This is a genomic window from Streptosporangium sp. NPDC020072, from assembly GCF_040631445.1.
GTDB lineage: Bacteria > Actinomycetota > Actinomycetes > Streptosporangiales > Streptosporangiaceae > Streptosporangium.
Window position 1 is genome coordinate 76,100 of record NZ_JBEYAB010000001.1, and the last position, 12,492, is coordinate 88,591.

General features: G+C 72.7%; 13 protein-coding genes. 10 read left to right on the forward strand and 3 right to left on the reverse strand.

What is annotated here, in order from left to right; all coding sequences use genetic code 11:
• The first annotated feature begins 9 nt into the window (after positions 1–9).
• Both ABZ470_RS00350 and ABZ470_RS00355 read left to right on the forward strand, forming a co-directional pair.
• Positions 10–660 carry a response regulator transcription factor gene (locus ABZ470_RS00350; RefSeq protein WP_352010660.1) on the forward strand — a complete coding sequence of 217 codons (651 nt, stop codon included), beginning with the start codon at positions 10–12 and terminating at the stop codon, positions 658–660.
• A gap of 66 nt (positions 661–726) precedes the next feature.
• On the forward strand, positions 727–1,476 hold the full coding sequence (locus ABZ470_RS00355; RefSeq protein ID WP_362908977.1) for a DUF4328 domain-containing protein: 750 nt from the start codon (positions 727–729) through the stop codon (positions 1,474–1,476).
• On the opposite strand, the gene ABZ470_RS00360 is transcribed toward ABZ470_RS00355, so the two are convergent.
• A complete protein-coding gene (locus ABZ470_RS00360; RefSeq protein WP_352010658.1) occupies positions 1,416–1,682 on the reverse strand; it encodes a DUF6504 family protein in 267 nt (88 codons plus the stop codon). The genes ABZ470_RS00355 and ABZ470_RS00360 overlap by 61 nt on opposite strands.
• 68 nt (positions 1,683–1,750) lie before the next feature.
• Positions 1,751–2,545, reverse strand: coding sequence for a GntR family transcriptional regulator (locus ABZ470_RS00365; RefSeq protein WP_352010657.1), 795 nt, complete (start codon positions 2,543–2,545; stop codon positions 1,751–1,753).
• 232 nt (positions 2,546–2,777) lie between these two features.
• Here ABZ470_RS00365 and ABZ470_RS00370 point away from each other — a divergent pair, with 232 nt between their 5' ends.
• The 7 genes from ABZ470_RS00370 to ABZ470_RS00400 are packed head-to-tail and all read left to right on the forward strand — an operon-like array spanning position 2,778 to position 10,208.
• Entirely contained in the window at positions 2,778–3,965 is a 1,188-nt protein-coding gene (locus ABZ470_RS00370; protein WP_362908979.1) for an ABC transporter substrate-binding protein, read from the forward strand.
• 3 nt (positions 3,966–3,968) lie between these two features.
• Entirely contained in the window at positions 3,969–4,853 is an 885-nt protein-coding gene (locus tag ABZ470_RS00375; protein ID WP_352010655.1) for an ABC transporter permease subunit, read from the forward strand.
• Positions 4,841–5,704, forward strand: coding sequence for an ABC transporter permease subunit (locus ABZ470_RS00380; protein ID WP_362908982.1), 864 nt, complete (start codon positions 4,841–4,843; stop codon positions 5,702–5,704). Before ABZ470_RS00375 ends, ABZ470_RS00380 begins: the two co-directional genes overlap by 13 nt.
• The gene (locus tag ABZ470_RS00385) at positions 5,701–6,744 is read left to right on the forward strand and encodes an ABC transporter ATP-binding protein (protein WP_352010653.1); all 1,044 of its coding nucleotides are present in this window, start codon (positions 5,701–5,703) and stop codon (positions 6,742–6,744) included. Before ABZ470_RS00380 ends, ABZ470_RS00385 begins: the two co-directional genes overlap by 4 nt.
• The gene (locus ABZ470_RS00390; protein ID WP_362908984.1) at positions 6,734–7,405 is read left to right on the forward strand and encodes an HAD family phosphatase; all 672 of its coding nucleotides are present in this window, start codon (positions 6,734–6,736) and stop codon (positions 7,403–7,405) included. Before ABZ470_RS00385 ends, ABZ470_RS00390 begins: the two co-directional genes overlap by 11 nt.
• A 40-nt stretch (positions 7,406–7,445) precedes the next feature.
• Positions 7,446–9,191 carry a serine/threonine-protein kinase gene (locus tag ABZ470_RS00395; protein ID WP_362908986.1) on the forward strand — a complete coding sequence of 582 codons (1,746 nt, stop codon included), beginning with the start codon at positions 7,446–7,448 and terminating at the stop codon, positions 9,189–9,191.
• A gap of 57 nt (positions 9,192–9,248) precedes the next feature.
• On the forward strand, positions 9,249–10,208 hold the full coding sequence (locus tag ABZ470_RS00400; RefSeq protein WP_352010650.1) for a quinone oxidoreductase: 960 nt from the start codon (positions 9,249–9,251) through the stop codon (positions 10,206–10,208).
• Positions 10,209–10,223: 15 nt separating this feature from the next.
• Here ABZ470_RS00400 and ABZ470_RS00405 read toward each other — a convergent pair whose 3' ends face one another.
• On the reverse strand, positions 10,224–11,576 hold the full coding sequence (locus tag ABZ470_RS00405; RefSeq protein WP_362908988.1) for an FAD-dependent monooxygenase: 1,353 nt from the start codon (positions 11,574–11,576) through the stop codon (positions 10,224–10,226).
• A gap of 84 nt (positions 11,577–11,660) precedes the next feature.
• Between ABZ470_RS00405 and ABZ470_RS00410 the strand changes: the two genes are divergently transcribed.
• On the forward strand, positions 11,661–12,491 hold the full coding sequence (locus ABZ470_RS00410) for a patatin-like phospholipase family protein (RefSeq protein WP_352010648.1): 831 nt from the start codon (positions 11,661–11,663) through the stop codon (positions 12,489–12,491).
• Position 12,492: the final 1 nt, after the last annotated feature.

Below are 12,492 nucleotides of genomic sequence, written 5' to 3' on the forward strand. Positions count from 1 at the left end.
ATCGATCGCGTGACGATTCGGGTACTCATCGCCGACGACCAGGAACTCGTGCGGACCGGCTTCCAGATGATCCTGGACGCCCAGCCGGACATGGAGGTCGTGGCGACCGCCGCGAACGGCGCCGAGGCGGTCGAGCACGCGCGCAGGCTCCGGCCCGACGTGTGCCTGCTGGACATCCGGATGCCGAAGCTGGACGGCCTTGAGGCCACCAGGCTGCTGGCCGGGCCCGGGGCCAGGGACCCGATGCGGGTGGTCATCGTCACCACCTTCGACCTGGACGAGTACGTCTACGGCGCGCTGCGCGCCGGGGCGACCGGGTTCCTGCTCAAGGACAGCGGGCCCACCCTGCTCATCGAGGCGATCAGGGCCGCCGCGGCCGGGGACGCCCTCGTCTCGCCCTCGGTGACCGTACGGCTGCTCGAACACCTGGCGCGTCCCCGCCACGGCGGCGGCAGGCCGCCGAGCGAGCCGCTCACCGAACGCGAGTTCGACGTCGTCCGTCTGGTGGCCAGGGGAAGGACCAACCAGGAGATCGCCGCGGAGCTGTTCGTCTCGCTCTCGACGGTCAAGACGCACCTGGGGAGCATCCAGGCGAAACTCGGCGCGCGCAACCGGGTGGAGGTCGCGGCCTGGGCCTGGGAATCTGGCGTTGTGGGCTGATTAGCCGGGCGGCCGACGGGATACAAGAAGGGCAGGTCCTTCAGCGCGTCCCGGGGGGAGAGACACATGCGCTTCGTCCCGCCGGTGCCCAGGAGATCGGCCCTCGTCGTCCACGTGGCCCTCGCCGCCCAGGTGCTCACGGTCGCCGCCCTGGTGGTCTTCGAGCACGTGCGGGGCAGGCGGCTCGCCCGGGAGATATCGGCGCTCGGCGGTGACCCGCACGCCCCCGGCGCGCAGGCCGTCGTCGGCGCGGTGACCGTCTTCGCCGTCCTGGTCATGCTGGTCGCGGTCGCCACGGTCGCGGGCGCGGCGGCCTATCTGACCTGGCTGGTCCAGGCCAGGCAGAACGCCGCCCTCTCCTGGACGCCCGCCCTGCCCGTACTGGCCGCCTGGCTCGTCCCCGGGGTCAACCTGGTCCTGCCTCCGCTGCTGGTCCACCGCCTGTGGCGGGCCTCCCGCCCGCCCGCCGACCGGCGCCCGCGCTGGGTCGCGCTGCTGGCCGCCTGGTGGCTGAGCTGGCTGGCCACGCTCGCCGTCGCCGTGATCCGGCTGCCCTTCGGCGCCCCGCACGGGAACTCCGACCTCACCGGCCTCGGCCTCGCCGACCTGGCGGTCGTCGCGCTCGGCGCGCTGCTGTGCTCGGCGACGGTGCGGCAGGTCACCGCGATCCAGACGGCGGGCGCGCGGGCCTCGGCACACGCCCTCACCCTGGCCGCGCAGGCGGGGCCGTTCCACGTGGCGGCCGGCGGACGGCGTCAGTCCCAGGCCCGCATCAGCAGCCAGCCCTCACCCGCGGTGTCGAAGCGCAGTTCGTAGGTGCCCCGCCCGTCTCCGGGGTCGGCCTCGACCCGCCAGAAACGGCGCTCTCCCGGGTCGCCCTCCGAGGTCTTCCACCACTCGCGTGCGACCACCCACCGGTCGAGCACCTGGCGCACGGCGTAGAGCCGGTCGCGCCAGACGAACTGGACCGGCTGGCCGTCACGGGTCCAGACCTCGATCGGATCACCGTAGAGTCTGCTCACGGCACATCTCCCCACGGTTCGCGTCCGCGCCCGGGGGAAGACGGGCCTGACCCGTCGAACATACGTTCTCATGACATGAGGCGCAAGTCCCCCATCTGTCTCACCAGTGGGTTGGCGTCAACCGAGTTGCGGATGCTGAAGGTCACGCTGCCCGCGCGGTAGCGGTCGTCGGACCACTCCACGGGACGACCCTCGTGGGTCGTGGTGACCCGGCGCTGACGCAGCAGCGGGCTGCCACGCCGTACGACCAGGAGGCGGGAGTCCTCGACGCCGGCGGAGACCGCGTCGATGAGGTGCTCCCCGTAGGCGAAGACCAGGCCGACGTCCTCGTAGAGGGCCTGGGTGATCGACTCGCAGTCCGGGGGGATCCGTTCGACGGCCGGGGCGATCCAGCCCGCGTAGACGGTGCGTTCGAGCATCACCGGTTCGCCTTCGAGGGAGCGCAACCGCAGCACGGAGAGCACCTGGTCACCCGGCTGGAGCGCCAGCCGTACGGCCTCGGCCGCGTCCGCGCCCCGGCGGCGCTGTTCGAGCACCTGGCCGCTGACCCGGTAGCCCATCGCCTGCGCCCACTGCGCGAAGCTGTTCAGCTCGGCGAAGCTCTGGCTGCGCTCGCGGCCGACCACGATGCGCCTGGCCCCCTGCCGGGAGCCGACCAGACCCTCGGCCGCGAGCAGGGCGACGGCCTGACGGACGGTGCCGCGTGAGACGTCGAAGCGGGTGGCGAGCGTCGTCTCCGAGGGGAGCTGGGAGCCCACGGCGTACTCGCCGCACATGATCGCCTCCCTCAGCTCGGCGGCGATCCCCACGTAGCGCGCCGCGGCCCGGCCGCCGGGCTCCGCCCCGTTTCCCGTGTCAACCAAGGCCCCGTCCATTCCTCGTGTCCGCGCTGCGCGCATCGGGCGCGTCGGGTGCTTCGCCTTCCTCACCCTAGACAAGGGTGAATGACTCATGAAGCCACAGCTCATGCGTTCCCCTGACGTACTTCGAGCGTTCATCGAGGGGCAACCGGGAGCCGACCCGCCAAGGCTAGCTTGTTTGGACAAGTTCGTGAATTTCTGTGCTTAGTGCACGACATCCCCTCTGGGAGAGAACGTGATCTCATCTCGCGTCCGCCTCGCGGGCCTGGCCGCCCTCCTCGCCGCGGGCGTCACGGCGTGCGGCGCGGCCCCGACGACCGCGTCCCCCGCCGCGTCCTCCTCGGACGCGGCCTCCGGCGCCGCGGGGCAGGCCCCGGCGGCGGGCGCGGCGGCCACCGCCACCTCGGCGGCCGACCTCGGCGGGCTGGACAAGCTCGTCGAGGCCGCCAAGAAGGAGGGCAGGCTGCACGTCATCGCGCTGCCCCCGGACTGGGCCAACTACGGCAAGATCATCGAGGCGTTCACCGCCAAGTACGGCATCGAGATCGAGAGCGAGACCCCGGACGCCGCGAGCGCCGACGAGATCAACGCGGTGAAGACCCGCAAGGGCCAGGACCGCGCCCCCGACGTGCTCGACCTCGGCCAGTCCTTCGCCATCAGCGGCGCCGCCGAGGGCCTGTTCGCGCCCTACAAGGTGCAGACGTGGGACAAGATCCCGGACAACCAGAAGGAGCCGACCGGCCTGTGGTTCAACGACTACGGCGGCTACGTCTCGATCGGCTGTGACGCCAAGAAGATCGCCAAGTGCCCCGAGTCCTTCGCCGACCTGCTCAAGCCCGAGTACAAGGGCAAGGTCGCGATGAACGGCAACCCCACCAAGTCGGGTTCGGCGTTCGCGGGCGTCTACGCGGCGGCCCTGGCCAACGGCGGTTCCTTCGACGACATCCAGCCGGGCCTGGACTTCTTCAAGAAGCTCAAGGCCGCGGGCAACTTCAACCCCGTCGAGACCACCCCGGCGACCATCGAGAAGGGCGAGACCCAGATCAGCGTCGACTGGGACTACAACAACGCCGCCTACGCCCCCAAGCTCGTCGAAAAGGGCCTCGACTGGAAGACCGTCATCCCCTCCGACGGCAAGTACTTCCAGCTCTACGCGCAGGCCATCAACAAGGACGCCCCGCACCCGGCCGCCGCCCGCCTGTGGCAGGAGTTCCTCTACAGCACCGAGGGCCAGAACCTCTACCTCGGCGGCTTCGCCCGCCCGGTGCTGCTGCCCGCGATGCAGGCCGACGGCTCGGTGGACAAGGCGGCCGAGGCCAACCTGCCTCCCGTCGAGGGCGAGCCGACCTTCCCGACCGACGCCCAGGTCGCCAAGGCGAAGGAAGTCCTGGCCACCGGTTGGGGCGCCGCAGTCGGCGGCTGACCCATGGCCGAAACCATGTCCCCTCCCGGTACGGCCGCCGCGGGACGCCGTACCGGGCGCGCCTGGCCCGCCGCCGTGCCCCTGCTGGCCTTCATGGCGTTCGCGTTCGGGATTCCCGCGGTGGCGCTGCTGTCGGGCGCCTTCACCGTCACCGACCCGGCGAGCGGCCGGACCTTCCTGGGCACCGCCAACCTGGCCGAGAGCCTGCGGGGCAACTACCTCACGACCCTGCTGGGCAGCGTGCGCCTGTCGGCGGTGGTCGCGGCGCTCGGCGCGCTCCTGGGCGCCCTCCTCGCCCAGGCGGTGGTCACCTCCTCCTCGGCGGCGCTGCGCGGGGCGGTGCTGTCCGCCTCGGGCGTGCTGGCCAACTTCGGCGGGGTGCCGCTGGCGTTCCTGTGGGTGGCGACCCTGGGCAACTCCGGGGTGGTCACCACGGTCTTCGGGCTCGGCGAGTCGGGCTGGAGCCTGTACGGCTTCTGGGGCCTGGTCCTGGTCTACATGTACTTCTCCGTGCCGTTGATGGTGCTGGTCATGGCGCCCGCCCTTGAGGGTCTGAGACCGCAGTGGCGGGAGGCGGCCGACAGCAGCGGGGCCAGTGCCTGGCAGTACTGGCGGCACGTCGGCGTCCCGGTGCTCGCCCCCTCGCTGCTCGGCGGTTTCGTGCTGCTGTTCGGCGGCGCGTTCGCCGCGTACGCGACCGCGGCGGCGATCACCGGCAGCACGGTCCCCCTGGTGACCCTGCAGATCGCCGACGCCCTCACCGGTGACGTGCTCGTCGGGCACGAGAACGTCGCGCTCGCGCTCAGCCTCGACATGGTCGTCGTGGCGGGCCTGGTCATGGCGGTGCACCTGCCGCTGCAGAGGAGGAGCGGCCGATGGCTGCGGTGACCCCCGTCCTTGAGGCCGCCCCCCGGGGCCTCGCCCCCGCCGGGAGGCGGCGGGTCCGCCTGTGGCGCGGCCTGACACTGGGACTCGCGGCGGTCTACTTCCTGCTCCCGCTGGCCACCTCGTTCTGGTTCACCGCCTACAACGAGCGTCAGGGGTTCTCCCTGGCCCCCTACCCGAGGATCGTGTCCGCCGAGGGCTTCGGGACCAGCATGCTGCTGTCGCTCGGCCTGGCCGTGGCGACGATCGTGGTCACGCTCGGGCTCACCCTGCCCGCGACGCTGGCCGTACGGCTCGGCGCGCCCCGGCTGCGGCCGGTGCTGGAGGTGGTCTGCACGCTCCCGCTGGTGGTGCCGCCGATCACGTTCGTCTCCGGGATCGGCACGGTGCTGCGGTTCGGGCCGGACGCGCTGGCCGCGACGCCGTTCTGGGGGACGCTGATGGCGATCCAGGACGAGCGGTTCCCCGTGGTGCTGGTGCTGGCCTACGTGGTGCTGGCGCTGCCGTTCGCCCACCGGTCGCTGGACGCGGGGCTGCGGGCGATCGACGTGCGCACCCTCGTCGAGGCGGCCCGTGGCCTGGGGGCCTCGTGGCCGTACGTGCTGCTGCGGGTGATCGTCCCCAACCTGCGTTCGGCCATCACCGGCGCCGCGTTCCTCACCCTGGCGCTGGTGTTCGGCGAGTACACCGTCGCCGCGCTGCTCGGCTACCGGACCTTCCCCGTCTGGATCGTGACGGTCGCGGGCTCCGAGGGGCAGTTGTCCGTCGCCGTCTCGCTGCTGAGCCTGTTGATCATCTGGTTGCTCTCGCTCGCCCTGTCCGGCGCGGGCGTCGAACGAAGGAGGTCGTCGTGACCGCCGGTGTCGAGTTCCGCGGGCTGCGGCGGGTGTTCGGCCGTACGGTCGCCCTGGACGGCCTCGACCTGACCGTCCGGCCCGGTGAGCTGATGGCGCTGCTCGGGCCGTCCGGCTGCGGCAAGACCACGGCGCTGCGCTGTGTCGCGGGCTTCGAGCACCCCGACGAGGGCGCCGTGATCGTCGACGGCGAGGACGTCACCCGCAGGCCGGCCAACCGCAGGGACACGGGCATGGTCTTCCAGTCCTACAGCCTGTTCCCCAACCTGAACGTCCGCGACAACGTGGCCTTCGGCCTGCGGGTCCGCAAGGTGCCCGCCGCGAAACGGCACGCCAGGGCGGCCGAACTGCTCGAACTGGTCGGGCTTCCCACGCACGGCGAGCGCTACCCGCACGAGTTGTCCGGCGGCCAGCAGCAGCGCGTCGCGCTGGCCAGGGCGCTGGCACCCGAGCCCCGGGTACTCCTGCTGGACGAGCCGCTGTCCGCGCTCGACGCCAAGGTGCGCCTCACCCTGCGGGAGGAGATCCGGCGGCTGCAGCTCGACCTGGGCATCACCACCGTCTTCGTCACCCACGACCAGGAGGAGGCGCTCTCGGTCGCCGACCGGGTCGCGGTGATGCGGGAGGGACGGCTCGAACAGTGCGCCCCGCCCGCCGAGGTCTACGACAGGCCCGCCACGCCGTTCGTGGCCGAGTTCGTCGGCACGATGAACCACCTGCCGGGCCGCCTCTCGGGCAGGGAGGTCACGGTCCTCGGCCTGAGGCTGCCCGTTGAGGGCCCGCTGCCCGCCACACCCGAGGTGGACGTGCTGGCCCGCCCCGAGGCCGTGCTCCTGTCCCCCGACCCCGAGGGGGAGGGACTCGTCGTCGCCTCCTCCTTCCGCGGCTCCTCGGCCAGGCTGCGGGTACGGCTCGGCGACCTGGAGATGCTCAGCGACGTGCCCGGCCACGACACGGCCCGGCTGGCGCCCGGCACCAGGGTCGGCGTCGGTCTCGTACGGCGGCCCGTCCTCGTCGCGGGCCGCGCCGATGCTCCCTGAACCGCCGCCCCCTGAACTGGGCGCCGTCCTGTTCGACATGGACGGCACCGTCGTGGACACCGAGGGGCTGTGGCGGCGGGCGTGCGCGGAAGTGGCCGCCGAACTCGGCCTGCGGCCCGGCGAGGTCGACCCCGAACACGTGCACGGCCGCCCCGCCGAGCACACCGCCGCCCACCTCCAACGGCCCGGCGTTCCCCTCGGGTGGATCAGCGAGCGGCTCACCGGGAAGTTCGCCCGTCTGATCGCCCTCGGGGTGACCCCGCTGCCCGGCGCGCTCGCGCTGCTGGACGGCCTGGCCTCGGCCGGGGTGCCGACCGCCCTGGTCACCGCCTCCTCCCGGCGGATCGTCGAACCGGTGCTCCGCACGGTCGGGGCGGAGCGCTTCCGTCTGGTGGTCGCCGCGGAGGACGCCCCGCGCGGCAAGCCCGCGCCCGACCCCTACCTGCTGGCCGCAGCCGGTCTCGGCCTCGACCCCGCCGTGTGCGTGGCCGTCGAGGACAGCCCCGTCGGCCTGGCCTCCGCCCTGGCCGCGGGGTGCAGGGCGGTCGCCGTCGCGGGGGCGCGCGCCGTGCCGTACGGCGTACTCTCCGTGAACAGCCTGGAAAAGATCGACGTCACGCTGCTGCGGAGGCTGGTGGCGGGGGAGATCTCGATAGGCTGAGCCGTTCGTGCAATGGCGGATGCGGTGGTTAGGTGTGGCGGTGGACGATCTGGATGCGGGTGATTCCTTCCAAATAGGGCAGTACCGGGTGGTCGGCCGGCTCGGCAGAGGGGGGATGGGCACCGTCTACCTCGGTGAGGCACCCGACGGGCAGCGAGTCGCCATCAAGGTCATCAACCCCGAGTACAGCCGCCACGACCAGTTCAGGATGCGCTTCCGCCGCGAGGCCGACGCCGCCCAGCGGGTACGCAGGTTCTGCACGGCCGCCGTGATCGAGACCGCGCTCGACGGCGACCAGCTCTACGTCGTCACCGAGTACGTCCCCGGCCCCAACCTGGAGGAGGCCGTACAGAACGGCGGGCCGCTGCGCGGCTCCAGCCTCGACTCGCTCGCGGTCGGCGTGGCGACCGCGCTGGCCGCCATCCACTCCGCCGGGGTGGTCCACCGCGACCTCAAGCCCTCCAACGTGCTGCTCTCCCCGGTGGGCCCCCGGGTGATCGACTTCGGCATCGCCCGCGCGCTCGACACGCTCGGCGGGATCACCGGGACCGGCGAGATCCTCGGCACCCCCCGCTACATGGCGCCCGAGGCCCTGCGCGGCGAACCGCTGTCGGCGGCGTGCGACGTCTTCTCCTGGGGCTGCCTGGTCGCCTTCGCCGCCAGCGGCAAGGCCCCCTTCGGCGGGGAGAGCCTGCCGTCGGTGCTCTACCAGGTGCTCAACACCGAACCCTCCCTCGACGGCCTTGAGGGGTCGCTGCGCGAGCTGGTGACCCACGCCATCGCCAAGGACCCCCTGCGCAGGCCGACCTCCCAGCAGATCCTCGACCACCTGGTCGGCCGCTCGGCCCCGCACGAGCAGGCCGCGGACTCGGTCCAGGCCGCCTGGCAGCGCGGCCCCGCGGTGCCCGACTTCGTCGAGGCGGGCGGGACGGCCGTGTGGACCGGCCAGGAGCCGCTCGGGACGACGGTCCCGCCGGGCACGCCCCCTCCGCGGCGACGCCGTACCACGAGGACGGTCGTGGTCGGGGCGGTCTCCGCCCTGGCCGCGGTGGTCGCGGGAGCCGGGCTGTTGCTCAGCCTGGCCTCGGGCGGGCCGCCGGAGAACCTCCCCCTGCTCTACCAGGAGGACTTCACCCAGAGCGGCAACGGCTGGAGCGGCGGCGTCTACGACGGCACGTCCGACCGGTACGGCTACTCCCCCGACGGCTTCTACGCCGTGGACGTGGACGGCGGCTACCCGGTGGGACGGCAGAAGGCGCCGATCGGCTTCCTGACCGCCCCGCCCGTGGTCCCCAACCTCCTGGCCAGCCCGACCCCGGTCATCCCCGACCGGTTCCTGCTGGGCGTCGACGCCGGGACCCGCCCAGGAACCGAGGGGCCCGGCGAGTACGGCCTGTTCTGCCGCGGCGAGGAGAGCTACGAGGCGACCCGCTACGAGTTCCTGGTCGACACCCTCGGCACGGCCCGCATCCGCAAGGCCGTCAAGAGCGGCGGCGGCGAGCTGATCAAGGCCGTCCCGGTCGACCTGCCGGAGAAGGGCCCGGTACGCATCCAGGCCGAGTGCGCCGGCGGCCCCGACGGCGTGCGGCTGACCATGTGGGTGGACGGCGAGCAGGTCGGGACCGTCCTCGACGCCAACCCGCTGCCCAGCGGCCAGGTCGGCGTGCTCGCCCGGGTCGGGGAGAAGAGCAGCGCGACACTCAGGGCGTCCTTCGACAACTTCACCATGCGCGGCGTCCCCCGCGAGGACGACTCCCCCACGCCCTCCGGCGGGAACAGCGAGTGACCCCCACGGGGTTGGGGACGATGATCGAACCATCCAACGAGCGAAGGAGCCAGCACGATGCGTGCCATAGTCGTCTCCGCGACCGGCGGTCCCGAGGTCCTCGCCTACACCGATCACCCGGACCCGGAGCCGAATCCCGGTGAGGTGCTCGTCGACGTCGCCGCCAGCGGGGTGAACTTCATCGACGTCTACCACCGGATCGGCCGCTACCCGCTCTCGCTGCCCTTCGTCCCCGGCAACGAGGGCGCGGGCACCGTGGCCGCCGTCGGTGAGGACGTGACCGGTCTGTCCGTCGGTGACACCGTGGCCTGGGCCGGAGTGATGGGCAGCTACGCCGCCCGCGCGGTGGTGCCCGCCTCGCAACTGCTGGCCGTACCCGAGGGGATCGACGCCGAGCAGGCGGCGGCGGTGACCCTGCAGGGACTGACCGCCCACTACCTGACCCACTCCACCTACGAGGTGAAGCCCGGCGACGACGTGCTGGTGCACGCGGCGGCCGGGGGCGTCGGCCTGCTGCTCGTCCAGATCGCGAAGCTGCGCGGCGCCCGGGTGATCGGCACGGTCTCGACCGAGGAGAAGGAGACGCTGGCCCGCCAGGCGGGCGCGGACGAGGTGCTGCGCTACGACGGCTTCGCCGAGGCGGTGCGCGACCTGACCGGTTCCGGCGTGCACGTCGTCTACGACGGCGTCGGCGCGGCCACCTTCGACGACAGCGTCGCCTCGCTGCGCCCGCGCGGCATGATGGCCCTGTACGGCCAGGCCAGCGGCCCGGTCCCGCCCGTCGACCCGCAGGTCCTGGCCAGGGGCGGCTCCCTGTTCCTGACCCGCCCCAGCCTCGGTCCCTACGTCGCCACCCGCGACGAGCTGGCCTGGCGGGCCTCGAACATCTTCGGCTGGGTGGCCTCCGGCGACCTCAGGGTCCACATCTCCGCCCGCTACCCCCTGTCCGAGGCCGCCCAGGCCCACAGGGACCTGGAGGCCCGCCGTACCACCGGCAAGCTCCTCCTGCTCCCGTAGGGACCCTGCGAGGGTTCAGCCCCGCAGGACCCGCCACATGACGGACGGGCGCATGAGGGCGGACGGAGGGTCGAGCAGGCCGGTCACCCGGGTGAAGGCGACCGCGGCCTCGGCGTCGTGCGAGGCGGCCCGCTGCAGCCTGCGGACGTAGGCGTCCATGAACCTGGCCTGCGGGGTCATGGGCACCCCCGTGTCGCGCGCGGCCAGGTCGGCGCCCGTCGACAGCTGCCAGGCGGGGTCGAGGGCCTTGGCCGCCGCGGTGAAGTAGCGGCGGGCCAGGCCCTCGGTGCCCTCGCGCAGGCACTCGCGCATCGCGGACGCCTCAAGCGCGGCGACCGACATCCCCTGCCCGTAGATCGGGTTGAAGTTGCACAACGCGTCCCCGGCGACCAGCAGCCCCTCCGGGAAGCGTGTCAACCGCTCGTAGTGGCGCCGTACGCTGGCCGGAATCCTGGCCAGCCCGATCTCGCCGAGCGGTTCGGCGGCGCGCACCGCCGCGGCCACCTCGGCGGGGACGACCTCATCGACCCAGGCGAAGAAGTCGGCGGGGTCCGCGGGCGCGGGCGCGCCCGCGTTGCCGCCGAGCGTCGCCAGCCAGCGGTCCCCCTCGACCTGGCACAGCGCCACCCCCTTCGGCTGGCCCGGGTAGGTGCCGACGAGGACCAGCCTGTCCTTCATCGACCCCTCGGGAAGGCGCAGGTACCACGTCGCGTAGGACACCTCGACCTTGACGACCTCCTCCTCGGGCCGCTCGAACCCCATCGTCTCCAGCCAGGCGAGCGTCCGCCCTCCCCTGCCCATGACGTCCACGACGAGGTCGGCGGGCAGTTCCTCGTCGGCACCGGCCCGTCCGGCGGCGGCGATCCGCACCCCGGCGACCCGTGCCGTCCCGGAGGAGTCGTCCGTCATGAGGCCGGTGACCTGGCTGCGGTCCCGTACCGTCACCGTCGGCAACGCCCGTACCCTGCCCAGCACGTGCCGTTCGAGGAAGGGCCTGGTCGCCGAGATGCCCCGCTCCCCGGTCGGCGTCCGCGCGAACTCGTGGCCCCCCATGATCATCCGTAAGTGCACGATCATCTCGTACGCCACCGCCCCGGCCGCGACCATCTCCTCCGTGACGCCGGGGAACAGCTCCTCGATGATCCGTAACCCCCTGGGCAGCAGGGCGTGGGCGTGGAAGCCCTGCGGCACGCCCCTGCGCGGCCCGTCCGGCCCCTCCCCCGACAGGTCGTCCCGCTCGACGAGCGTCACCCGGTCGTAGAAGTCGGCCAGCGCCCGCGCGGTGAGCAGCCCGCCCATCCCCGCCCCCAGCACAACCGCGTGTTTCCCAGCCCTGCGGATCATCATCGCCTCCCGTCGCCGTACCAACGGTTCGAATCTGCCGGAAAGATCACCGAAGATCGAGACTTGACGTCAGGAAACAGCCGGGACGAAGCCGTCTATCGTGAAGCCATGGATGTGGACACCGCTTTCGTGCTCGGCGGCGGAGGCGTGCTCGGGGCCCACGAGGTGGGCATGCTGCGCGCGCTCGACGAGGCGGGCGTCAAACCGGACGTGGTCGTCGGCACCTCCGTCGGAGCGCTGAACGGCGTGGTGCTCGCGGCCCACCCCGGTGACGCGGTCAGGCACCTCACCTCCCTGTGGCGCTCCGAGGTCGTCCGTACGGCCTTCGCCGGATCGTGGGTCACCCGCCTGTCCACGCTGGCCAGGAGCGGCACCCACCTGCACTCCCCGGAGCCGCTGCGCGAACTGCTGACCCGGACGCTGCCCGTGTCCCGCATCGAGGAGCTGGCGGTGCCGTTCCAGTGCGTCGCCGCCTCCGTGGAGCACGCCCGCGCCCACTGGTTCACCGAGGGCCCGCTGGTCGAGGCGGTCCTGGCCTCGTGCGCGGTGCCCGGCCTGCTGCCGCCGATCCGGGTCGGCGACGACCACTTCCTCGACGGCGGCCTGGTGCACAGCATCCCGGTCGGCCGGGCGGTCGCCCTGGGCGCCCGCCGCGTCTACGTCCTGCACGTCGGCCGGATCGAACGGCCGCTGACCGTCCCGCGCCGTCCCTGGGAGGTCGGCCTGATCGCCTTCGAGATCGCCCGCAGGCACCGTTTCGCCGAGGAGATGGCCGCCCTGCCCGGAGGGGTCGAGGTGCACGTCATGCCCTCGGGCTCGGAGAACAGGCCGGGCGTCGACCTCTCCCAGCTGCGTTACCGGGACTCCTCGCAGATCTCCGGACACATCCGGCGAGCCTACGAGGCCTCCTCCCGCTACCTCGCCGAACTGGCCCGATAGA